The sequence below is a fragment of the Roseomonas sp. USHLN139 genome (assembly GCF_037145735.1).
Classification (GTDB): domain Bacteria; phylum Pseudomonadota; class Alphaproteobacteria; order Acetobacterales; family Acetobacteraceae; genus Pseudoroseomonas.
The window spans coordinates 1-21,555 of sequence record NZ_JBBCWY010000009.1 but is presented as its reverse complement, the minus strand read 5'-3'; the positions used below and the strand labels follow the sequence as shown (position 1 = coordinate 21,555).

Annotated in this window: 19 protein-coding genes and 1 tRNA gene; 13 read left to right on the top strand and 7 right to left on the bottom strand. The window is 71.6% G+C overall.

Annotation, left to right across the window (positions count from 1 at the left end):
- The first annotated feature begins 135 nt into the window (after positions 1-135).
- The 5 genes from WFI16_RS21420 to WFI16_RS21400 are packed head-to-tail and all read left to right on the top strand — an operon-like array spanning position 136 to position 6,179.
- On the top strand, positions 136-1,155 hold the full coding sequence (locus WFI16_RS21420; RefSeq protein WP_419899895.1) for a TRAP transporter substrate-binding protein: 1,020 nt from the start codon (positions 136-138) through the stop codon (positions 1,153-1,155).
- 18 nt (positions 1,156-1,173) lie between these two features.
- On the top strand, positions 1,174-3,051 hold the full coding sequence (locus WFI16_RS21415) for a TRAP transporter large permease (RefSeq protein ID WP_419899894.1): 1,878 nt from the start codon (positions 1,174-1,176) through the stop codon (positions 3,049-3,051).
- Positions 3,052-3,085: 34 nt separating this feature from the next.
- Entirely contained in the window at positions 3,086-3,625 is a 540-nt protein-coding gene (locus WFI16_RS21410; RefSeq protein WP_419899893.1) for a VOC family protein, read from the top strand.
- Between the two features lie 5 nt (positions 3,626-3,630).
- Entirely contained in the window at positions 3,631-4,905 is a 1,275-nt protein-coding gene (locus WFI16_RS21405; RefSeq protein ID WP_419899892.1) for a ribulose-bisphosphate carboxylase large subunit family protein, read from the top strand.
- Positions 4,902-6,179: a four-carbon acid sugar kinase family protein gene (locus tag WFI16_RS21400; protein ID WP_419899891.1), complete on the top strand. Its 1,278-nt coding sequence runs from the start codon at positions 4,902-4,904 to the stop codon at positions 6,177-6,179. The genes WFI16_RS21405 and WFI16_RS21400 overlap by 4 nt, the downstream gene beginning before the upstream one ends.
- A gap of 6 nt (positions 6,180-6,185) precedes the next feature.
- On the opposite strand, the gene WFI16_RS21395 is transcribed toward WFI16_RS21400, so the two are convergent.
- The 3 genes from WFI16_RS21395 to WFI16_RS21385 form a co-directional block, all read right to left on the bottom strand.
- A complete protein-coding gene (locus tag WFI16_RS21395; RefSeq protein WP_419899890.1) occupies positions 6,186-6,599 on the bottom strand; it encodes a hypothetical protein in 414 nt (137 codons plus the stop codon).
- A gap of 97 nt (positions 6,600-6,696) precedes the next feature.
- Complete coding sequence (locus WFI16_RS21390) at positions 6,697-7,707, bottom strand: NADPH:quinone oxidoreductase family protein (protein WP_419899889.1); 1,011 nt, start codon at positions 7,705-7,707, stop codon at positions 6,697-6,699.
- Complete coding sequence (locus WFI16_RS21385; protein WP_419899888.1) at positions 7,704-8,687, bottom strand: Bug family tripartite tricarboxylate transporter substrate binding protein; 984 nt, start codon at positions 8,685-8,687, stop codon at positions 7,704-7,706. The genes WFI16_RS21390 and WFI16_RS21385 overlap by 4 nt, the downstream gene beginning before the upstream one ends.
- A 64-nt stretch (positions 8,688-8,751) precedes the next feature.
- Here WFI16_RS21385 and WFI16_RS21380 point away from each other — a divergent pair, with 64 nt between their 5' ends.
- Genes WFI16_RS21380 through leuD form a run of 3 tightly spaced genes read left to right on the top strand, consistent with a single transcriptional unit; the run spans position 8,752 to position 11,884 of the window.
- Positions 8,752-9,882, top strand: a complete 1,131-nt coding sequence (locus tag WFI16_RS21380) for a CaiB/BaiF CoA transferase family protein (protein ID WP_419899887.1) — start codon at positions 8,752-8,754, stop codon at positions 9,880-9,882.
- 2 nt (positions 9,883-9,884) lie between these two features.
- A complete protein-coding gene (gene leuC / locus WFI16_RS21375; RefSeq protein ID WP_419899886.1) occupies positions 9,885-11,288 on the top strand; it encodes a 3-isopropylmalate dehydratase large subunit in 1,404 nt (467 codons plus the stop codon).
- On the top strand, positions 11,285-11,884 hold the full coding sequence (gene leuD / locus WFI16_RS21370; RefSeq protein WP_419899885.1) for a 3-isopropylmalate dehydratase small subunit: 600 nt from the start codon (positions 11,285-11,287) through the stop codon (positions 11,882-11,884). Before leuC ends, leuD begins: the two co-directional genes overlap by 4 nt.
- Positions 11,885-11,944: 60 nt before the next feature.
- Here leuD and WFI16_RS21365 read toward each other — a convergent pair whose 3' ends face one another.
- Genes WFI16_RS21365 through WFI16_RS21355 form a run of 3 tightly spaced genes read right to left on the bottom strand, consistent with a single transcriptional unit; the run spans position 11,945 to position 14,627 of the window.
- A complete protein-coding gene (locus tag WFI16_RS21365) occupies positions 11,945-12,265 on the bottom strand; it encodes an AtuA-related protein (RefSeq protein WP_419899884.1) in 321 nt (106 codons plus the stop codon).
- Positions 12,262-13,641, bottom strand: coding sequence for an acyclic terpene utilization AtuA family protein (locus tag WFI16_RS21360; RefSeq protein ID WP_419899883.1), 1,380 nt, complete (start codon positions 13,639-13,641; stop codon positions 12,262-12,264). Before WFI16_RS21360 ends, WFI16_RS21365 begins: the two co-directional genes overlap by 4 nt.
- Positions 13,642-13,643: 2 nt before the next feature.
- On the bottom strand, positions 13,644-14,627 hold the full coding sequence (locus tag WFI16_RS21355) for a Bug family tripartite tricarboxylate transporter substrate binding protein (protein WP_419899882.1): 984 nt from the start codon (positions 14,625-14,627) through the stop codon (positions 13,644-13,646).
- A 118-nt stretch (positions 14,628-14,745) separates the two neighbouring features.
- Between WFI16_RS21355 and WFI16_RS21350 the strand changes: the two genes are divergently transcribed.
- From WFI16_RS21350 to WFI16_RS21330, 5 genes are all read left to right on the top strand, one after another.
- On the top strand, positions 14,746-15,630 hold the full coding sequence (locus WFI16_RS21350; RefSeq protein WP_419899881.1) for a LysR family transcriptional regulator: 885 nt from the start codon (positions 14,746-14,748) through the stop codon (positions 15,628-15,630).
- A 57-nt stretch (positions 15,631-15,687) separates the two neighbouring features.
- Positions 15,688-17,391 (top strand): acyl-CoA dehydrogenase, encoded by a 1,704-nt coding sequence (locus tag WFI16_RS21345; RefSeq protein ID WP_419899880.1) that lies wholly within the window; start codon positions 15,688-15,690, stop codon positions 17,389-17,391.
- An 86-nt stretch (positions 17,392-17,477) separates the two neighbouring features.
- Entirely contained in the window at positions 17,478-18,137 is a 660-nt protein-coding gene (locus WFI16_RS21340) for an EI24 domain-containing protein (RefSeq protein ID WP_419899879.1), read from the top strand.
- A gap of 151 nt (positions 18,138-18,288) precedes the next feature.
- Entirely contained in the window at positions 18,289-19,296 is a 1,008-nt protein-coding gene (locus tag WFI16_RS21335) for an MBL fold metallo-hydrolase (protein ID WP_419899878.1), read from the top strand.
- 113 nt (positions 19,297-19,409) lie between these two features.
- Positions 19,410-21,131, top strand: a complete 1,722-nt coding sequence (locus WFI16_RS21330) for an ABC transporter ATP-binding protein (RefSeq protein WP_419899877.1) — start codon at positions 19,410-19,412, stop codon at positions 21,129-21,131.
- Positions 21,132-21,449: 318 nt separating this feature from the next.
- Here WFI16_RS21330 and WFI16_RS21325 read toward each other — a convergent pair.
- A tRNA-Met gene (locus WFI16_RS21325) sits at positions 21,450-21,523 on the bottom strand.
- Positions 21,524-21,555: the final 32 nt, after the last annotated feature.

The following is a 21,555-nucleotide window of genomic DNA, read 5'->3' as shown; positions in this document are numbered from 1 at the left end:
AAACCATCACCAATTGCGTTTGACACCCCTGTATTGCCGTTCTTATCCTTCGGCATCAAGAACAAACCATCATTTTGCATCAGCACGATGAGGGTGGGCCCGCAAAGCAGGCGGCGCCGTCAGGGGAGGTCCAGCATGAACATCATCACCCGCCGCGCGGCATTGCGCGGCCTGGCCGCGGCGCCGCTCGCCGCCCCCCTGCTGGCCGCCCCGCGCCCCGCCCGCGCCGCGGAGTTCGAGCTGAAATACGGCAACAACCTGCCGATGACGCACCCGCTCAACATCCGTGCGCAGCAGGCCGCCGAGCGCATCGCCCGCGAGAGCAAGGGCCGCGTCGAGATGCGGATCTTCCCGAACAACCAGCTTGGCGGCGACACCGACATGCTGTCGCAGGTGCGCAATGGTGCGCTGACCTTCTTCACGCCCTCGGCCCTGGTGATCGCGACGCTGGTGCCGGCCGCCGCCATCAACGCGGTGGGCTTCGCCTTCGCCGACTACGATCAGGTCTGGAAGGCGATGGACGGCAAGCTGGGCGCGCATGTCCGCGCCGCCATCAGCCGCGTCAACCTCTTCGCCTTCGAGAAGATGTGGGACAACGGCTTCCGCCAGATGACCACCAGCGGTCGGCCGATCGAGACGGCGCGCGACATGGACGGCCTCAAGATCCGCGTCCCCGTCAGCCCGCTGTCGATCTCGATGTTCAAGGCGCTGGGCGCGGCACCCGCGAGCCTGCAGTTCAGCGAGGTCTATTCCTCGCTGCAGACCCGCATCGTCGACGCGCAGGAGAACCCGCTGCCGATCATCCAGGTCGCCAAGCTCTACGAGGTGCAGAAGAGCTGCGCGCTGTCGAACCACATCTGGGACGGCTACTGGTTCATCGCCAATGGCCGGGCCTGGCGCGGCCTGCCGGCCGACCTGCAGAAGATCGTCTCCGACGCCATCAACGAGGCCGGGATGCAGCAGCGCGAGGACATCAGGACGCTGAACACCTCGCTGCAGGCGGATCTGGAGTCCAAGGGGCTGCGCTTCAACAGCCCGGCGCCCGACAGCTTCCGCGCCAAGCTGCGCGAGGGCGGCTTCTACGCCGAATGGAAGGGCCGTTTCGGCGACGAGGCCTGGGGCCTGCTGGAAGAGGCCGTGGGCCGTCTGGCCTGAGCCGAAGGACGCAGAAGAATGGCCGGCCACGCCCCTGCCCTCGCCCCCGGCGCCGCCCCTGCCCTGACGGGGCTGGCCGGCCGCGCCGACCGTGCCCTCGGCATGCTGGTGGAGGGCGCCGCCGCCCTGCTGCTGCTGGCCGAGATCGGCATCCTCGGCGCCGGCGTCACCGCGCGCTACCTGTTCCATGCGCCGCTGGTCTGGTCGGACGAGCTCGCCTCGATCCTGTTCCTCTGGCTGTCGATGCTGGGCGCCGTGGTGGCGCTGCGCCGCGGCGAGCATATGCGGATGACCGGCCTGGTCGCCCGCGTCGGCCCCGGCGCGCAGCTGCTGCTGGACACCCTGGCGCTGACGGCCTCGCTGGCCTTCCTGCTGCTGGTCATGCATTCGGCGGTCGAATACGCGCAGGAAGAGAATTTCGTCGTCACGCCGGCGCTGGAGATCAGCAATGCCTGGCGCGCCTCGGCCATTCCGACCGGCATCGGGCTGATGATCCTGGCCAGCGTCTTCCGGCTGGCGCGGCAGGGCTCGGTCACCGCGGTGGCGCTGGCCGGCAGCATCACCCTGGCCGTCGTCCTGGCTTTCTGGCTGCTGTCGCCGATGCTGAAGCCGCTCGGCCAGCTGAACCTGCTGATCTTCTTCGTCGGCGTCGTCGCGGTGAACGTCTTCGCCGGCGTGCCCATCGCCTTCTCCTTCGCCCTGGCCACCTTCGGCTACCTGGCCTGCACCACGACGACGCCGCTGCTGGTGGTGGTGGGGCGGCTCGATGAGGGCATGTCGCACCTGATCCTGCTGGCGGTGCCGCTGTTCATCTTCCTCGGCCTGCTGATCGAGATGACCGGCATGGCGAAGGCGATGATCCAGTTCCTGGCCAGCCTGCTCGGCCATGTGCGCGGCGGGCTGTCCTATGTGCTGATCGGCGCCATGTACCTGGTCTCGGGCATCTCCGGCTCGAAGATCGCCGACATGGCCGCCATCGCGCCCATCCTGTTCCCCGAGATGAAGAAGCGCGGCGCCAAGCCCGGCGATCTGGTGGCGCTGCTGGCGGCGACGGGCGCGCAGACGGAGACCATCCCGCCCAGCATCGTGCTGATCACCATCGGCTCGGTCACCGGCGTCTCCATCGCGGCGCTGTTCACCGGCGGCATGGTGCCGGCCCTGGTCCTCGGCGCCTGCCTCTGCGCCGTGGTCTGGTGGCGCTACCGCGGCGAGGATCTCAGCCAGATCCGCCGCGCGCCGCTGGCCGAGATCGCCAGGCTCGCCGCCATCGCCATTCCCGCCATCGCCCTGCCCTTCGTCATCCGCGCCGCGGTGGTCGAAGGGATCGCGACCGCCACCGAGGTCAGCACCATCGGCATCGCCTATTCGCTGGTGATGGGGCTGCTGGTCTATCGCCAGTTCGACTGGCGCCGCATCGCGCCGATGCTGGTCGAGACCGCCTCGCTGACGGGCGCCATCATCTTCATCGTCGGCTGCGCCACCGCCATGGCCTGGGGGCTGACGCAATCCGGCTTCAGCCAGGAGCTGGCGAAGCTGATGGCCGGCATGCCGGGCGGCGCCTATGGCTTCCTGGCGGTGTCGATCCTCGCCTTCATCCTGCTGGGCAGCGTGCTGGAGGGCATTCCCGCCATCGTGCTGTTCGGCCCGCTGCTCTTCCCGATTGCCCGCGAGGCCGGGGTGCACGAGGTCCACTATGCCATGGTCGTCATCTTCGCCATGGGCATCGGGCTTTTCGCGCCGCCTTTCGGGGTTGGCTATTACGGCGCCTGCGCCATCAGCAAGGTCAACCCGGATGAGGGCCTGCGCCCGATCTGGGGCTACATGGCGGCGCTGCTGGTCGGGCTGATCCTCGTCGCCGCCGTGCCCTGGTTCTCCACGGGCTTCCTGGCGCGCTGACCCCCTTCTCTCCTGATCGCAAGCGAGACCCAGCATGAGCCGCTTCTTCGGCCAGATCCGCCAGGCCGGCTATGTCGTGCCCGATATCGAGGCCGCGATGGACTATTGGAGCCGCACCCTCGGCGTCGGCCCCTTCTTCTACAACCCGCGCGTGCCCATCAGGAACTACCGCTACAAGGGCGAGAGCTTCGAGCCGCACAATTCGGTGGCGCTGGCCAATTCCGGGCCGCTGCAGATCGAGCTGATCCAGTGCCGCAACGACGTGCCCTCGATGTACCGGGACTTCACCCAGGCCGGGCATAGCGGGCTGCAGCATGTCGCCTATTGGACGGAAGACTACGACGCCGACCTGGCGCGGCTGACCGCCGAGGGCTTCAAGCCGGTGATGAGCGGCGAGGTCGGCGAGCGCGGCCGCTTCGTCTATTTCGACACCCACTACCACCCGGGCACGGTGATCGAGCTGTCGGAGGTCGCCGGCCCCAAGGGAGACATGTTCCGGCTGATCCGCGCGGCCTCGGAAGGCTGGGACGGCAGCGACCCGGTGCGCCCCTTCCCCGACCTCAGCAAGCTCTGACGCCGATGGATCCCGCGCGCTTCGAGGCGGTCTATCTCGTCGAGACGCCGCTCGACCCGGTCCGCATCGCCGGCATCATGGCCGGCGAGCAGTCCTGCGGCACCTTCACCCGGGTCGAGGGCGAGACCGACGCGCTGCGCGCGCGGGCCGGCGCCATCGTCGAGGCGGTGGAGGCGCTCGACACCGCCGCCGCCCCCAGCCTGCCCAATGCCTGGCTGGAACGGCGCGGCGTCACCGGCCCCTGGAAGCGCGCGCGGATCCGCATTTCCTTTCCCGTGGCCAATGTCGGCGCCAACCTCGCCAGCCTGGCCGCCACCGTCGCCGGCAATCTTTTCGACCTCGGCGAAGTGACGGGAATGCGGCTGGAGGAAGTGCATCTTCCCGCTGCCTATCGCGCCCAGTTCGCCCTGCCGGCCCAGGGCATCGCGGGGACGCGGCGGCTGACCGGGGCCGCGCACGGCGTGCTGGTCGGCTCGATCATCAAGCCGAATGTCGGACTGTCGGCGCAGGAGACCGCCGAGCTGGTCGGCCGCCTCTGCGCCGCCGGGCTCGACTTCATCAAGGATGACGAGATCTGCGCCGACCCGCCGCATGCGCCGCTGGCGCTGCGCGTGCCGCTGGTCATGCAGGCGGTGCGCCGCCACCAGGACCGCACGGGCAAGCCTGTCATGGTGGCCTTCAACATCACCGACGAGACGGATGCCATGCGCCGCCATGCCGATCTGGTGGCGCGCGAGGGCGGCAGCTGCGTCATGGCCAGCCTGAACTGGTGCGGCTTCTCAGCGATCGAGACGCTGCGCCGCTCCACCGAGCTGGCGCTGCATGGCCATCGCAACGGCTATGGCGGCTTCTCCCGCCACCCGCTGCTGGGGATCTCTTTCAGTGCCTACCAGGCCCTGTGGCGGCTGGCGGGTGTGGACCACATGCATGTGCATGGGCTGCAGGGCAAGTTCGCCCAGACCGACGAGGAAGTCGTCGATTCCGCCCGCGACTGCGTCACGCCGCTGGCCGAGGGCCTCGACGACCGCGTGCTGCCGGCCTTCTCCTCCGGGCAATGGGCCGGCACGGCGCCGGCGACCTATGCCGCCATCGGCCATGACGACCTGCTGTTCATGGCCGGCGGCGGCATCATGGCGCATCCCGCCGGCCCGGCCGAGGGCGTGCGCAGCATCCGCCAGGCCTGGGAGGCGGTGACAAGCGGCGAGGCACTGGAGGTGGCCGCGCGCCAGCATCCGGCGCTGGCCCAGGCGCTGGACTTCTTCGGGGCGAAGATGTCGTGACACCGCGCATCGGCTGGTATGGCGACGACTTCACCGGGGCCACCGACACGCTGGCCAACCTGGCGCGGCGCGGCAAGCGGGCGCTGCTGTTCCTGCGCCCCCCTTCCGCCGCCGAGCTGGCCGAGGCCGGGCCGCTCGACGCGCTGGGCATCGCCGGCGCGACGCGGGCGATGACACCGGACGAGATCACGCGGGTGCTGACGCCGGTCGGGCGCTTCTTCCGCGACGCCGGCGTCGAGGTGCTGCACTACAAGATCTGCTCGACCTTCGACAGCGCGCCGGATCGCGGCAGCATCGGCGCGGCGCTGGCGGCGCTGCGCCCCGCCTTCCCGCATCGCTGCCTGCCGATCCTGGGCGGCCAGCCGGATCTCGGCCGCTACTGCCTGTTCGGCAACCTCTTCGCCGCCGCCGGCACCGGGGGCGAGGTCTTCCGCCTCGACCGCCACCCGACCATGCGCGCGCATCCGGTGACGCCGATGCAGGAGGCCGATCTGCGCCTCCATCTGGCCGCGCAGGGCCTGGCGCCGCTGGCGCATCTCCCTTTCACCGCGCAGGGCGAGGCGCTGGACGCCGCCTTCGACGCGGCCCTGGCGGTCCCGCAGCAGGCGCTGCTGCTGGACGTGGCGCGCGAGGAGGATCTGGCGCCTCTGGGAAGACTGCTCTGGCGGGAGGCGGCGCGGGCGCCGCTGCTCGCCGCCGGCGCCAGCGGCCTGGCCCAGGCGCTGGCCGCGGCCTGGCCCGGCGCCGCGCCGGCCGCCCTCCTGCCGGAGCCGCCGCTGGAAGCGGCCGATGGCCCGGTGCTGGTGATGGTCGGCAGCCTGTCGCCGGTCAGCCGGGCCCAGACCGAGGCGGCGGCCGGCTTCACGCGGCTGGCCGCCGATCCGGCGCGGCTGCTGACCGAGGCAGCGCACCGCGCCGCCCTGCGCGAGGCGGCGCAGCGCCTGCTGCGGGCCGGCCGCCATGTGCTGCTGGTGACCGATCCGCCCGGCGGCAGCGCGCCGCCGGCCCGCGACGTGGCGCTGGCGACCGCCGATCTGCTGGCGGCGTTGCTGGCCGAGGCGCCGGTGCGCCGGCTCGGCATCGCCGGCGGCGACACCTCCAGCCTGGCGACCCAGGGGCTGGACCTCTGGGGCCTGTCCTACCGCACCACCCTAGCGCCCGGCGTCACCCTCTGCCGGGCGCACAGCCGCGACCCGCGGCTGGACGGGATGGAGCTGATGCTGAAAGGCGGGCAGATGGGACCGCCCGACCTGTTCACCCGCCTGGCGGCCTGACGCCGCTCAGCCGGGCCGGCAGTTCTGCAGACTGATAGAGGGCCGGCCGCTGCCGGTGCGGTCGTAGAGGCGGTCGACCGTGCCCATATGGATCTGCGGATCGGTGCCGCGGCCGAAGCGGATCTGCTGGCTCTGCCAGGCGCCGGTCGGCACGTTCGGCAGCCGCGGCGAGAACAGCGTGACGGTCTGCGGGAAGCCGCCCAGCACCACATCGGCGACGATCGGCCCCGGCGTCTGGTTGCGGATCTGCACGAAGTACTCGAAGCTGTTGGGGCCGACGCCGGTCGGATAGACGGTGTCGATGAACATCCGGCCGGCGCAGCTGTTGGCGGCCTGCGCCAGGCCGCTGCCGGCGGTCGCCACCAGCGCGGCGGCGACGCCCATGGCCATGACGCCCATCATCGCGAAATGCTTGCTCATCCCGGGGGTTCCTCGCTGCGCCGCGTTCTTGCGGCCTCGAAAGGAACCCTAGCTGCAGCGTCGCTGTCCGGCCAATAGATCGCGGCTATGGCCTTGATCAGCCCGGCGGCGTACCGCCCGGGCAGAGCACCACCCGCCCGGTGACGCCGCGCCCCCGCACCAGCGCCATGGCCTCCCGGAAATTCTCGAGCGGCAGGGCGGCATGCAGCTCGGGCCGCAGCTTGCCGGCCTCCCACCAATCCAGCAGCTGCTGCCACAGGGCGCGGACGCGCGGCGCATGGACCTGCCGGTTGTCGCCCGGCGACCAGCCGATATAGGTGCCCCAGTTCAGCCCGGCGACGCCGATATTCTTCAGCAGCAGCAGGTTGACGCCGAGCTGCGGGATGGCGCCGGCGGCATAGCCCAGGGTCAGCAGCGTGCCGCCCTCGGCCAGGCAGCGCAGCCCCTCGTCGAAAGCCTCGCCGCCGAGCGTGTCGACCACGAGATCGACGCCGCGGCCTTGTGTGATCTCGGCCACCGCCGCGCGGAAGGGCTGCGCGCTGTCCAGCACTGCCAGCGCGCCGCGCGCCGTCAGCATCGGGTGCTTGGCCGCCCCGGCGCGGGCGATGACCTCGGCGCCCACGGCGCGCGCCACCTCCAGCGCGGCGAGGCCGACGCCACCCCCCGCCCCCTGCACCAGCACCGTCTGCCCGGCGGCCAGCCGGCCGCGCCAGAGCAGCGCCGCGGCGGCGGTCGGATAGCTGATCGGCAGCGCCACCGCCGCGGCGGCGGGCAGGCCGGGCGGCAGGGCCATGACATGGATGTCGTCGGCGACCACCTCCTCCGCCATGCCGCCCCAGTCGAGCACGGCGAAGACGCGGGTGCCGGGCGGCGGCGCCTCGGCATCGGCGGCGGCCTCGATCACGGTGCCGACCACCTCGGTGCCCGGGCTGAAGGGCAGCGGCGGCTTGCGCTGGTACTTGCCGGCCACCACCAGCTGCACGGCGAAGGAGACGCCGACCGCCTCGACCCGTATGCGCACGCCGCGCGGCCGCAGCGGCGGCGGCGGGATGTCCTTCAGGTCGAGATCGTCGAAGTCGCGCCAGGAGTCGCAGACCAGCGCCTTCATTGCGCTTCGATCCGGGCGTCGCGCACCAGCTTGCCCCAGCGGTCCCATTCGGCACGGGTGAAGTCGGCGAAGGCCTCCGGCGTGTCGGCCACCGGATCGGCGCCGAGCGCCTCCAGCCGCGTCCGCGCCTCGGGCGTCGCCAGCACCGCCGCGACCGCCCGCTGCATCTTCAGCACCACCTCCGGCGCGGTGCGGGCTGGCGCCCAGACGCCGTACCAGGTGGCGATCTCGTAGCCGGGCACGCCCGCCTCGGCGACGGTCGGCAGATCCGGGAAGGCGGCGACGCGGGTGGCGGTGCTGACGGCCAGCGCGCGCAGCTGCCCCTCGCGCACCGCGCCGGCGCTGCTTGGCATCGAATCGAACATCAGCTGGATATTGCCCGCCATCAGGTCCTGCAGCGCCGGGCCGGAGCCTCGATAGGGCACATGCGTCATCTCGGTGCCGGTCAGCTGCTTGAACAGCTCACCCGCCAGGTGCGGCGCCGCGCCGATGCCGGACGAGCCATAGGCCACTTTGCCGCCCTCCGCCTTCAGCCAGGCGATCAGCTCCGGCACCGAGCGAACCGGCAGGCGCGGATCGACCACCAGGATCAGCGGCACGCGGGCGATGTTGGTGACCGGCAGGAAGTCGCGCAGTGTGTCATAGGGCATCTGCGGCTTCATGTGCGGCAGGATCACCTGCAGCGAGGCATTGACCAGCCAGGTGGCGCCGTCCGGGGCGGCGCGCGCCACCTCGCCCGCGCCGATCACGCCGGAAGCGCCGCTGCGGTTGTCGACCACGACATTCGGCACGCCGGCCTGCGGCAGGCCCTGCGCCACCACGCGGCCCAGGATGTCGGTGGGCCCGCCCGGCGGATAGGGCACCACCAGCCGGACGGAGCGCGGCGGCCAGGCGGCCTCGGCACGGGCCGCGCGGCCGGTGGCGGCCAGCGGCAGCAGCGCGGCCGCCGTGCAGGCGGCGCGTCGGGTGATCTCGGTCATCCGGTTGTTCCTTCCCCTCGTCGTTCTTTGGCCGGATGATCGGCCGACAGACGGAGGGAACACAATGCAGGAAACGCTGCAGCAGCGCCGCGGCCCCTATGCCGGCTTGCGGGTGCTGGATGCCAGCCAGGGCATCGCCGGCCCCTATTGCGCCATGCTGCTGGCCGCCGCCGGGGCCGAGGTGATCAAGCTGGAGCCGCCCGAGGGCGACTGGTCGCGCGGCCTCTCGACCCGCGCCGAGGGCCAGTCGGTGATGCACACCTCGTTCAACCGCGGCAAGCGCAGCATCGTCCTCGACCTGAAGAGCGAGTCCGGCCGCGCCACCGCCCGCGCCCTGGCCGGCCGCGCCGACGTGCTGATCGAGGCCTTCCGGCCCGGCGTCGCCGCGCGCATCGGGCTGGGGCCGGAGAATGCCGGGCCGCGCACCATCTGCCTGTCCATTTCCGGCTTCGGGCAGCAGGGGCCCTATGCCGAGCGGCCCTGCACGGATTCGGTGGCCCAGGCCTTCTCCGGGCTGGTGGCGCTGAATGCCGGCGCCGACGGCACGCCGCACAAGGTCGGCACCCTGGTGGTCGATGTGGTGACCGGGCTCACCGCCTTCTCGGCGGTGCAGACGGCGCTGGCCGAGCGGGCGCTGGAGGCGGCGCCGCGGCAGCGGCATCTCGACATCTCGCTGATGGCGGGCATGGCGGCGATGCTGGTGATGCCATTGGCCGAGGCCGGTCTGCTCGGCCAGGCGCCGCCCTCGCTGAACGTGCCGGCCGGCAGCTACCGCACCGCCTGCGGCGCCTGGGTGATGGTGGCGCTGGTGCGCGAGGCGGAGTTCGTCGCGCTCTGCGGCGTGCTGGGCCTGCCGCAGCTGCCGGAGGATCCGCGCTTCGCCAGCTTCGCCACACGCGACGTCCATCGCGACGCCCTGCTGCCGCTGCTGCGCGAGGCATTCCTGCAGCATCCCGCCAGCCACTGGCTCGAAAAACTGGGTGCCGCGCGGCTGCTGGCCGAGCGGGTCTATGCGCCGCTGGACTTCCTGGCCGACCGGCATGTCCAGGCGGTCGGCGCCACCGCGCTGCTGCAGCAGCCGGAGCTCGGCGCCCTGCCGATGCCGGCGCTGCCCGGGCTGGGGCACTGGCTGGCCCCGGCCCCGAGGCTTGGCGCTGATACCGAGGCGGTGCTGGCCGAGCTGGCGGCCGCCTGAGCATGGCCGCGCCGCGCACGCTGTTCGACAGGCTGTGGGACGCGCATGTCGTGCTGACGCGCGAGGACGGGCAGAGCCTGCTGTGGATCGACCGGCATTTCTTCCACGAGGGCTCCCACCATGCCTTCGCGCAGCTGCGCGCGCGGGGCGCCAGGGTGGCCGAGCCGTCGCTCAGCATCGGTGTCGCCGACCATTACGTGCCGACGCGGACGCCGGGCCGCACCATCCCTGACGCCGGCATCGCCGGCATGGTGGCGGGGCTGGAGGCGAATGCCGCCGCGCATGGCACCCGGCTGTTCGGGCTGCGCGATCCGCGCCAGGGCATCGTGCACGTGGTCGGGCCGGAACAGGGGCTGACCCTGCCGGGGCTGAGCATCGTCTGCGGCGACAGCCACACCTCGACGCATGGCGCCTTCGGGGCGCTGGCCTTCGGCATCGGCGCCTCCGAGGTGGCGCATGTGCTGATGACGCAGACGTTGTGGCAGCGCCGGCCGAAGCGGATGCGGGTGGTGGTGGAGGGCACCCTGCCGCCCGGCACCGCCGCCAAGGACCTGGCGCTGGCCATCGTCGCGCGGCTCGGCGCCGACGGGGCGCAGGGCCATGCGGTGGAATATGCCGGCAGCGCGGTGCGGGCGCTGTCGATGGAGGGGCGGATGACGCTGTGCAACCTGGCGATCGAGAGCGGCGCGCGCTGCGGCATGGTGGCGCCCGACGCCACCACCTTCGCCTATCTGCGCGGCCGCCCCTTCGCCCCCGCCGATTTCGACGCCGCGGTCGAGGCCTGGTCGATGCTGCCCGGCGATGCCGATGCCGCGTTCGACGCCGAGCATCGCCTGGATGCCGCCGGCATCGCGCCGGTGGTGACCTGGGGGGTGACGCCGGAGGATGCGCTGCCGGTCACCGCCGCCCTGCCCGACCCGGCCATGGCGGCCACGCCGGCGCGAGCGGCGCAGATCCGCGACGCGCTGGACTATATGGGGCTGCGGCCGGGGCAGCAGCTGCAGACGATCCGCATCGACCGGGTGTTCATCGGCTCCTGCACCAATGCGCGAATCGAGGATCTGCGCGCCGCCGCCGCCGTGCTGGCAGGGCGGCGGGCGGTGGTGCCGGGGCTGGTCTCGCCCGGCTCGACCCTGGTGAAGCAGCAGGCCGAGCAGGAAGGGCTGGACCGGGTGTTCCGCGCCGCCGGGCTGGACTGGGCGGAGGCCGGCTGCTCGATGTGCGTCGGCATGAATGGCGACCTGGTGCCGCCCGGCGAGCGCTGCGCCTCGACCACCAACCGCAACTTCAAGGGCCGCCAGGGCCCGGGGGCGCGCACGCATCTGATGTCGCCGGCGATGGCGGCGGCGGCGGCGGTGGCCGGCCACCTTGCCGACGTCCGCGACTTCCTGGAGGCACGCGGATGATGCGGCCGTTCCGCCAGGTGAGCGCGCCGGTCTGCGCGCTGCCGCAGGCCAATATCGACACCGACCAGCTGATCCCGGCGCGCTTCATGAAGCGGCCGCGCAGCGAGGGCTATGGCAACTTTCTTCTGTACGACACGCGCTTCGACGAAACGGCGGCGCCGCGCGTGAACCCGGTGGACGAGGCTTTGACCCAAGGCGCGCAGGTGATGGTGGCGCGGCGCAATTTCGGCAGCGGCTCGTCGCGGGAGGCGGCGGTCTATGCGCTGGTGGATGCCGGCTTCCGCTGCGTCATCGCCCCCAGCTTCGGCGATATTTTTGCGGGCAATGCGGTCAACAACGGGCTGCTGCCGGCGGTGGTCGACGAGGCGTGCGTCGAGGCCTTGCTGGAGGCCGATACCGTGTGCGTCGATCTGGAGGCCTGCCAGGTGGTGGCGGGCGATGCCGTCTTCCCGTTCCGCATCGATCCGGTGTGGCGGGTGAAGCTGCTGAACGGCTGGAGCGACATCGACCTGACCCTGAGCCATGCCGGGGCGATCCGTGCCTTCGCCCAGGCCGATCGTTCACGACGCCCCTGGGCACGTCTTGATTCCAACTGACATAAAAAGACGGGCGCAAACCTATAGGTTTGCGGGGGGAATTCCTTCCCCCAGCCTTGCTTACTGTGGCGCGTCCACCTCCATCCCGAGCAAGTGGAAAGAAAGCGACTTCCCGTGCCCATCGAGATTCAGCGCCCCGTTGACGCCGCCCTGCAGCACGTCCTCGATGACGAAGTTGAAGGCGCCAAGATGGGGCAGGTCATAGCGGCGGACGGCGGTGGCGCCGCGATGGGCGAAGCGGGCCAGCACCTTGGCCTCGGTCACCTGCGCGGCGAGGTGCTGGTAATGCGCCCGGTCATGCGCGATCAGCGACAGGTTCAGGCGGTTGCCCTTGTCGCCGGCGCGGGCATGCGCCAGGCGGTACAGCGGGAGCCGGCTCATGCCGCGTCCTCCAGGGTCAGCAGGGTGACGCGCGGGGCGAGGCGCTCGCGCGGCACCAGGAAGGAGAGCGTGCGGATGCGGTCGACCACGCGGCTGCGCACGCCGCCGCCGCCGGCCGGGCCGCAGCAATAGAGCGACAGTACTTCCCGGACGGCGGATTCGGCGGTGGCGCGGTCGTCGGTTGCAACCGCCAGGCGCAGGCGGATATCGGGCGGTGCCAGGTCCTCGAGCCCCGCCGGCACGCCGGCATCGCCGCCGAAGACGCTGACCACGCCGATCAGGTCGAGCCGCGCCTGGCCTTCAAGGCCGAGCTTCTTCAGGCGATCCTGCAGGGTGCGGCCGGCCAGCTCCGCGCGGGCGCGGCAATTCGGCCCGGCATAGGAGATCTCGCCCTCGCCCAGCCAGCCGCCGGGCAGGCTGACGGTGGCCTTCAGGGTCGGCGGGCGCGGCCGGCCCCGGGCGCCGGTGACGCGGACACGGTCGGGGGCTTCCTCCGTGACGGCGACGCCCGTGATGTCGAGGATCACATCGGGGGTCAGATAGGCGCCAGGGTCGTGCAGCTCGTAGAGCAGCTGCTCGGTCACCGTGCGGCGGTCGACCAGGCCACCGGTGCCGGCGGGCTTGGTGATCAGGATGCTGCCATCGGCAGAGATCTCCGCGATGGGGAAGCCGATCTCGGCCATGCCCGCGACATCCTTGGTGCCCGGATCGGCGAAATAGCCGCCGGTGACCTGGGCGCCGCATTCCAGCAGGTGGCCGGCCATGGTGCCGGCGGCCAGGCGGTCCCAGTCATCCTCGGCCCAGCCGAAATGCGCCAGCATGGGCCCGAGCGCCAGCGCCGGGTCGGAGCAGCGGCCGGTGATGACCAGCTGCGCGCCCTGGCGCAGGGCCTCCGCGATCGGCGCGGCGCCGAGATAGACATTGGCGGCGATCACCCGCGCCGGGTCGAGCACCGCGCCGGCATCGCCCTCCCAGGGGTCGAGGTCGGTCAGCGCGCCGCTGCCGCGGATGTCGTCGCCCTCGACGATCGCGACGCGCAGCGCCGGCAGGCCGAGCTCCCTCGCCAGCGCCAGCGCCGCCTTCGCCGCGCCGCGCGGATTGGCCGCGCCGCCATTGGTGACGATGGGGATGCCGTGTTGGGCGCAACGGGCCAGGATCGGGCGCAGCAGGGCGACCAGCGCCGGCTCGAAGCCGGCCTCGGGTTGCGTCAGCCGCTCGCGCTGGGCCAGCGCCAGGGTGCGCTCGCCCAACACTTCCAGCATCAGCGCGGCGGGGCCGCCGGCGGCGATCAGCGCATCGACCACCGGGCCCGGCGCATCCAGCCGGTCGCCCGAGAAGCCGGAGCCGCAGCCGATGCGGAGCAAAGCGTCCGACATGCTCAATCCGCCTTGGCGCCGGAGACGCGCACCACCTCGCGCCACTTGGCGATATCGGCCTCCAGCCAGGGGCGGAACTCGGCCGGCGGCATGGCCACCGGCAGCAGGCCCTGGTCGAGCAGCTGGGCGCGCAGGTCGGGCGCGTTCACCGCTTCCTTCAGCGCGCCATAGATGCGGTCGCGGATGGCATCCGGCAGCTTCGCCGGCGCGAAGAGGCCGTGCCAGGCGGAGACATCGAAATCGGCGATGCCCTGCTCGATGGCGGTGGGGATGTCCGGCGTCAGCTCCAGCCGCTGGGCCGAGGTCGCGGCCAGCGCCCGCAAAGTGCCGTCCTTCACGAAGGGCAGCACGGCGGTCACCTGATAGACGATCATCGGAACATTGCCGGCGACCACGTCGGTCACCGCCTGCGAGCCGGAGCGGTAGGGCACATGCTCGAAGGGTGCGCCGGTCTTCATCTTCAGCAGCTCGCCCGCCAGGTGGCTGGAGGTGCCGTTGCCGGCCGAGGCATAGCTGACGCCGTTGCGCTGCCCCTTCGCCCAGGCAATGAACTCGGGCAGCGTCTTGGCCGGGATCTTCGGCGAGATCACCAGCAGGTTCGGCGCGTTGGTCACCAGGCTGATCGGCACGAAGTCGCGCAGCACGTCATAGGGCATGTTCGGCATCAGCGACATATTCACCGAATGCGAGGCGATGCTGCCCATGCAGAGGGTGTAGCCATCGGGCGCCGACTTGGCGACGCCGTCGCTGCCGACCACGCCGCCGGCGCCGGCGCGGTTCTCCACCACGATCGGCTGGCCCAGCGTCGCCGACATCCGCTGGCTGACCAGCCGCGTCATGATGTCGGTGCTGGTGCCGGCGCCGAAGGGCACCACCATGCGGATGGCGCGGCTCGGCCAGGCGGCAGCCTGGGCGCGCAGAGTGGCGGGGGCGGCCAGCAGGCCGAGGCCGGTGCCCAGCAGGGCGCGGCGTTGAATGGTGTGCATCGTTCCTGGACCCTCTCGGCCGGCAAGGGCGGCCTTGTTTCTTTCCTGGCTGCCATGAAGCGGTGCCGCGACCCATCAGGCAATTGAAGATTTCCGGGGCCAGTCATAAGAAAAGCCAATGACCCCCTCGATCCGCCAGCTCCGCGCCCTGACCGCCGCGGTGGAGACCGGCAGCTTCGGCCGCGCCGCGCTGCGGCTGCACCTGTCGCAGCCGGCGCTGACCGTGCAGATCCGCGAGCTGGAGCAGGCGCTGGGCGTTTCCCTGTTCGACCGCACGGCACGCGGCGCCCGGCCGACGGCGGCGGGGGCGGCGCTGGCCGAAAGCTTCGGCCGCATCCTGGCGGAGCTGGATGCCGTGGTGGATGGCGCACGGGAACAGGCGGCGCGGCGGGCGGGGGTGGTGCATCTGGCGGTGCTGCCCTCGGTCGCGGCGACGCTGCTGCCGGGGGCGCTGGCGCGGCTGCGGGCAGCGCATCCCGGCATCCGCGTCATGCTGCGCGATGCGGTGGCGAAGCGGGTCGGCGCGCTGGTCAAGGAGGGCAGCGCCGAGCTCGGCATCGGCCATGCCACCGCCCCCGACCCCGAGCTGGCCGAGACTCCCTTGTTCGAGGACGAGCTGGTCGCCGTGCTGCCGCCGGGCCATCCGCTGGCCGCCCGGCCGCGCCTGACGCTGGAAGAGCTGGCGGCGACGCCCCTGGTGCTGACCGACCCCGAGAGCAGCCTGCGGGCGCTGGCCGAGGCCGCCTTCGCCAGCGCCGGGCTGGCGCCGCGCCCGGCCTATGAGGCGACCTATATGAGCACGGCGGTGGCGCTGGTGCGGGCGGGGCTGGGCGTCGGGCTGCTGCCGGCCAGCGCCATGGACCTGCGCGTCGCGCCGCGCCTGGCGACGCGGCCGGTGGACAGCCCCTTGCTGCGCCGGCGCATCGTGCTGCTGCAGCGGCGCGGTGCCAGCCTCTCCCCGGCGGCCGAGGCGCTGATCGAGGTGCTGCGGCCGGATGATTGACGGCACGGCGTGTCGCGGTGTCGGCTGGTGGCCAAGCAGCCGCCAGGGGAAGCGCCGATGCCCGCCTATGAACCGCCCGTTGCCGAGTTTCTGGCCATCCTCCGCGAGGTGCTGGCCGCCGAGGCAGAGGGGCTCGACCTGCCGACGCTGGAGGCGGTGCTGGAGGAAGGCGGCCGCTTCGCGACGCGGGTGCTGGCGCCACTGAACGCCTCCGGCGATGCCGAGGGCTGCCGGATCGAGCAGGGCGCGGTGCGCACCCCCGCCGGCTTCCCGGAGGCCTACCGGCAGTTCGTCGCGGCCGGCTGGCCGGCGCTGTCGCAGCCCGAGCGCTGGGGCGGCCAGGCCATGCCGCGGCTGGCGCAGCTGGCGCTGGACGAGATGATCGCCGCGACGAATTTCTCCTTCGGCCTGTTCCCCGGCCTGACCCGTGGCGCCGCCGAGGCGATCGCCCGCCACGCCGCGCCGGCACTGCAGGACGCCTATCTGCCGAAGCTGGTCTCCGGCGCATGGGCCGGCGCCATGGCGCTGACCGAGGCGCAGGCCGGCACCGATCTCGGCCTGCTGACCACCCGGGCGGTGCCGCGCCCCGATGGCAGCCTCGCCGTGACCGGCAGCAAGATCTTCATCACCGCCGGCGATCACGACCTGGCGGAGAACATCATCCATCTGGTGCTGGCGCGGCTGCCCGACGCCCCCCCCGGCGTGCGCGGGATCAGCCTGGTGCTGGTGCCGAAATTCCTGCCTGATGCGCAGGGCCGGCCCGGTCAGCGCAACGCCATGGCCGCCGGGGCGCTGGAGCGGAAGATGGGCATCCATGCCTCGCCCACCTGCGTCATGCATTACGACGGCGCCACGGGCTGGCTGGTCGGCGCGCCGCATCGCGGGCTGGCGGCGATGTTCACCATGATGAATGCCGAGCGGCTGTTCGTCGGCATCCAGGGCCTGGGCATCGCCGAGGCCGCCGGCCAGGCCGCCGCCGATTATGCCCGCAACCGCCGCCAGGGCCGTGCGCCGGGCCAGGCGGAAGGCGCGGCGCAGCCGATCCTGGCGCATCCCGATGTGCGGCGCATGCTGCTGACCATCCGCGGCTTCACCACCGCCGGGCGGGCGCTGGCGCTGTGGCTGGCGCTGCAGCTCGACCGCGCCGAGGCCGGGGATGCCGAGGCCGACGGGCTGGTCGCCCTGCTGACGCCGGTGGTGAAGGCCGCCTTCACCGATCTCGGCTTCGAGGCAACGGTGCTCGGCCAGCAGGTGCTGGGCGGGCATGGCTATGTGCGCGACAACGGCCTCGAGCAGATGGTGCGCGACGCCCGCATCGCGCAGATCTACGAGGGCACCAACGGCGTCCAGGCGATGGACCTGGCGACCCGCAAGCTGGCGGCCGAGGGCGGCGCCCTGCCCCACCGCTTCTTCGCCCTGGTCCGCGCCAGCCTGGCCCAGGGCGCCGGCGAGCCCGCCCTGGCGGAAGCGCTGGACCGGCTGGAAGCCGCCACCCGCCAGCTGCAGCGCGATGGCGCCGGCGCCGCCGAGGCGGGGGCCGCGGCGGCCGAATATCTGCGGCTCTTCGCCCTGGTCGCGCTGGGCTGGATGTGGCTGCGGCTGCGCCAGGCGGCGGCCGCCTCCGACCGGCCGCAGCACCGCCGCTGGCGGGAGGGCGCTGGCTTCTTCTTCGCCCGCATCCTGCCGCAGAGCGCCGCCCTGGCCGCCGCCATCGCCGCCGGGCCAGCGACGCTGATGGCGGCGGAGGAGGCCCTGTTCTGACGCCGGGCCCGTGGGGCCGCGCATTGTGGCGGGAGGCCGCCAGGGCCACATCCATCCCATCCCCGCCGCCAGGAGATCGCCGCGCGATGAAGGCCGTGCCCGCCAGCCTGCTGCTGCCGCTGAAGCAGCTCGATGATCCCGCGTTCCGCCGGCCGCTGCTGAAGGGGCTGGGGGTCGCCCTGCTGGCCTTCGCCGGGCTGGCCTGGCTGGCCGACTGGGGCGTCGGCTGGCTGGCCGGCGGCACCGGCTGGCTCGCCACCCTGGCCGGGCTGCTGGGCGGGCTGCTGGTGCTGGTCAGCACCTTCTGGCTATTCGTGCCGGTCATGATGGGCATCACCGGCCTGTTCTCCGACGAGGTGGCGGAGGCGGTGGAGCGCCGCTTCTACCCGGGCCTGCCGGCGGCCGCCGGCGCCTCGATCGCGGGCCAGGCCTGGGCCGGGCTGAGCCTCGGGCTGCGCTTCCTGGTGATCAGCCTGGCGCTGTTGCCACTGGCGCTGGCGGCGCCGCCCATCGGCGTCGTCATCTACTGGCTGCTGGCCGCCGTGTCGCTCGGCTATGGCTTCTTCGACGGCGTGGCGCAGCGGCGGATGAGCGTGGCCGACAGCCAGGCGCTGCGCCGCCGCCGCCGCGTCCAGATCCTGGCGATCGGCGCGGCGCTGGCCGGCCTGGCCCTGGTGCCGGTCGCCAATCTGCTAGTGCCGGTGCTGGGCACCGCCGCCATGACGCATCTGCTGCATAGGGCCTGATCTGCCTCAGGCCTGACCGGCCACCGGCCCCGCCGTAAAAATTGTTAAGCCGGACGTTGCGGGCCCCGCCGGGAATGTGCTCGGCTGGCCCGGCGCCGCGGCTCGAACGGCGGCGCGGCAATCCCGCAGAATGACGGGGGAGGAAGTCCTGATGATATCGATGACACGGCGCGGCCTGGTGGCCGGCGCCGCCGCGCTGGCTGCCACGCCGCTGCTCTCCAGCCTGGGCAGCCGCCCGGCCGAGGCCGCGGCGCCCTTCCTCAACAGCCTGCCGCCGGCCTGGCACCGCTTCCGCTTCGGTGAATTCGAGGCGACGGTGATCTCCGACGGCCGCCTGCCGCTGGGCAAGCCGGTGCCGGCCTTCCCGGCCTCGCCGCCGGCCGAGATTGTCGGCCTGCTGGAAGGCGCCTTCCTGCCGCCGGACGCCGCGACGCTGGAGCAGAACATCCTGGTGCTGAACACCGGCAAGCAGCTGATCCTGTTCGACACCGGGATGGGCGACAGCATGGGGCCGGCCAGCAAGATGTTCGGCCCGACCACCGGCAAGATGCTGGAGAACATGCGCGCCGCCGGCATCCAGCCGGAGCAGATCGACCTGGTGGTGCTGACCCATGCCCATTGCGACCATTGCTGGGGCCTGACCGATGCCAGCGGCGCCAAGGTCTTCCCCAATGCCCAGGTGGCCTTGAGCGAGGCCGATCTGCGCTACTGGACGGATGACAACAACAAGCGCGGCCCCGACTTCATGACCCCCTTCATCGACGGGGCGAAGAAGAACCTCTCGGCCTATCGCGACCGCATGATCATGGTGCAGGACGGCAAGGAGGTGGCGCCGGGCATCGTCGCCATGGCCGCGCCCGGGCATACGGTGGGGCACCATGTCTATGCCATCACCTCCGGCAACCAGACCATGGTGAACACCGGCGACCTGGCACATCACCACATCCTGCTGCTGAAGAAGCCGATGTGGGAATTCTCCTTCGACACCGACCCGAAGCTGTCGGCGCAGAGCCGCTCGCGCATGCTGGACCGGCTGGCCACCGACCGGCACGCCATCCTGTCCTACCACTTCCCCTGGCCGGGCCTCGGCCATGTCGCCAAGGCCGGCGAAGGCTATGACTGGATCGCCGAGCCGATGAACCTTTCGGGACTGGGCTGAGCAGGCGTCCCCTGCCCCGGATGGGCGGTTGACCCGTCCGGCATTCCGGCCGGATACCGGGCAGCGCCGCGGCGAACCCGCTGCGGCGCTGTCTCCTCCGGCCGGATCGACCCATGCTGCGGCGCTTCTTCGCCTATTACAGGCCCCATAAGGGCCTCTTCCTGCTCGACTTCTCCTGCGCCGTGCTGGCCGGCCTGCTCGAGCTCGGCTTTCCCATCGCGGTGAAGCTCTTCGTCGACCAGCTGCTGCCCGGGCAGAACTGGGGGCTGATCCTGGCCGCCGCCGCCGGGCTGCTCGGCATCTATGTGCTGAACACCGGGCTGATGGCGATCGTGACCTATTGGGGTCATGCGCTGGGCATCAACATCGAGACGGAGATGCGCCGCAAGGCCTTCGACCATCTGCAGAAGCTGTCGTTCGGTTGGTACGACAACCAGAAGACGGGCCATCTGGTGACCCGCGTCACCCGCGACCTGGAAGAGGTCGGCGAGGTCGCCCATCACGGGCCGGAAGACCTGTTCATCGCGGTCATGACGCTGCTCGGCGCCTTCGCGCTGATGTTCTCCCTGCACTGGCCGCTGGCCCTGCTGACCACGCTGGTGGTGCCCGGCATCGCCTGGGCCTCGGCGCATTACGGCGCCGGCCTGACCCGCACCTGGCGCGAGATCTATGGCCGGGTCGGCGCCTTCAATGCCCGCATTGAGGAGGCCGTCGGCGGCATCCGCGTGGTCCAGGCCTTCGGCAACGAGGCGCATGAGCGCGCCCTCTTCGCCCGCGACAACCTCAGCTACCGCCGCACCAAGCTGGACGCCTATCGCATCATGGCGGCCAGCACCTCGCTGAACTACCTGGGCATGCGGCTGACCCAGATGATCGTCATGATCGCTGGCGCCTATTTCGTCATCCAGGGTGGCCTGAGCAATGGCGAGTTCGTCGGCTTCCTGCTGCTGGTGAATGTCTTCTTCCGCCCGATCGAGAAGATCAGCGCCGTGCTGGAGACCTACCCCAAGGGCGTCGCCGGCTTCCGCCGCTATACCGAGCTGCTCGATACCGCGCCGGACATCGCGGATGCCCCCGATGCCCAGGCCGTGACCGCGCTGCGCGGCGAGATCCGCTACGAGGGCGTCAGCTTCGGCTATGGGCCGGACCGGCCGGTGCTGGAGGGGGTGGAGCTCTCGATCCGCGCCGGCGAGACGGTGGCCTTTGTCGGCCCCTCCGGCGCCGGCAAGACGACGCTCTGCTCCCTGCTGCCACGCTTCTACGAGATCCAGGCCGGGCGCATCACCATCGACGGGATCGACATCCGCAGCATGACGCTTGCCTCGCTGCGCCAGCAGATCGGCATCGTGCAGCAGGATGTCTTCCTGTTCGCCGGCACGCTGCGGGAGAACATCTCCTACGGCCGTCTCGGCGCCTCGGAGGCCGAGGTGCTGGAGGCCGCCCGCCGTGCCCGGCTGGAGAGTGTCATCGAGGCCCTACCGGAGGGGCTGGATACGGTGATCGGCGAGCGGGGGGTGAAGCTCTCGGGCGGTCAGAAGCAGCGCCTGGCCATTGCCCGGATCTTCCTGAAGAACCCGCCGATCCTGATCCTGGACGAGGCGACCTCGGCCCTTGATACCGAGACGGAGCGCGCCATCCAGCAATCTCTGACCGAGCTGGCCGAGGGCCGCACCACCCTGGTGATCGCCCATCGCCTGGCCACCATCCGCAACGCCGACTGCATCGTGGTGGTGGACCAGAGCGGCATCGTCGCCCGCGGCCGCCATGACGAGCTGGTCACCCAGCCGGGTCTCTACCAGCGGCTGCATTCGGTGCAGTACGGGGTGACGGCCTAGTTTTCTGGTGAGCGCCGTGAGTGGGTGAAGCCGGGGCCCTTCTGGGGCCTCGGCTTTTTCTTTGTGCAGGGGGCGGGAGGGCGGCGTCGGAAGTGCCGAGACGTTGGATTTTGCACCGCGGGAGGCGCCGGTTGTGCTGACCAGGGGTGAAGGAGAAGCCGATGCGGGCCGCCGTGTTCCCTCAATGGGCGGTCGAGCGACTGGGGCGGGGTGGCCGGCGTATGAAGATCCTACGAACGGCTTCCGGCTCAGGCACCCGGCCATCAACGACAAAACCCCCAATGGCCAAGGCCTTGGGGGTTTTGTCGTGTGAATGGGATGCGGGGACAGGATTTGAACCTGTGACCTTCAGGTTATGAGCCTGACGAGCTACCGGGCTGCTCCACCCCGCGGTGGTGATGGTTGATCAAGTGGAGATCATGAG

Bases quoted from the DNA above. Each gene is read 5' to 3' on its own strand.
- WFI16_RS21420 (WP_419899895.1), top strand. From the start codon at position 136: ATGAACATCATCACCCGCCGCGCGGCATTGCGCGGCCTGGCCGCGGCG.
- WFI16_RS21415 (WP_419899894.1), top strand. From the start codon at position 1,174: ATGGCCGGCCACGCCCCTGCCCTCGCCCCCGGCGCCGCCCCTGCCCTG.
- WFI16_RS21410 (WP_419899893.1), top strand. From the start codon at position 3,086: ATGAGCCGCTTCTTCGGCCAGATCCGCCAGGCCGGCTATGTCGTGCCC.
- WFI16_RS21405 (WP_419899892.1), top strand. From the start codon at position 3,631: ATGGATCCCGCGCGCTTCGAGGCGGTCTATCTCGTCGAGACGCCGCTC.
- WFI16_RS21395 (WP_419899890.1), bottom strand. From the start codon at position 6,599: ATGAGCAAGCATTTCGCGATGATGGGCGTCATGGCCATGGGCGTCGCC.
- WFI16_RS21390 (WP_419899889.1), bottom strand. From the start codon at position 7,707: ATGAAGGCGCTGGTCTGCGACTCCTGGCGCGACTTCGACGATCTCGAC.
- WFI16_RS21385 (WP_419899888.1), bottom strand. From the start codon at position 8,687: ATGACCGAGATCACCCGACGCGCCGCCTGCACGGCGGCCGCGCTGCTG.
- WFI16_RS21380 (WP_419899887.1), top strand. From the start codon at position 8,752: ATGCAGGAAACGCTGCAGCAGCGCCGCGGCCCCTATGCCGGCTTGCGG.
- leuC (WP_419899886.1), top strand. From the start codon at position 9,885: ATGGCCGCGCCGCGCACGCTGTTCGACAGGCTGTGGGACGCGCATGTC.
- leuD (WP_419899885.1), top strand. From the start codon at position 11,285: ATGATGCGGCCGTTCCGCCAGGTGAGCGCGCCGGTCTGCGCGCTGCCG.
- WFI16_RS21365 (WP_419899884.1), bottom strand. From the start codon at position 12,265: ATGAGCCGGCTCCCGCTGTACCGCCTGGCGCATGCCCGCGCCGGCGAC.
- WFI16_RS21360 (WP_419899883.1), bottom strand. From the start codon at position 13,641: ATGTCGGACGCTTTGCTCCGCATCGGCTGCGGCTCCGGCTTCTCGGGC.
- WFI16_RS21355 (WP_419899882.1), bottom strand. From the start codon at position 14,627: ATGCACACCATTCAACGCCGCGCCCTGCTGGGCACCGGCCTCGGCCTG.
- WFI16_RS21350 (WP_419899881.1), top strand. From the start codon at position 14,746: ATGACCCCCTCGATCCGCCAGCTCCGCGCCCTGACCGCCGCGGTGGAG.
- WFI16_RS21345 (WP_419899880.1), top strand. From the start codon at position 15,688: ATGCCCGCCTATGAACCGCCCGTTGCCGAGTTTCTGGCCATCCTCCGC.
- WFI16_RS21340 (WP_419899879.1), top strand. From the start codon at position 17,478: ATGAAGGCCGTGCCCGCCAGCCTGCTGCTGCCGCTGAAGCAGCTCGAT.
- WFI16_RS21335 (WP_419899878.1), top strand. From the start codon at position 18,289: ATGATATCGATGACACGGCGCGGCCTGGTGGCCGGCGCCGCCGCGCTG.
- WFI16_RS21330 (WP_419899877.1), top strand. From the start codon at position 19,410: ATGCTGCGGCGCTTCTTCGCCTATTACAGGCCCCATAAGGGCCTCTTC.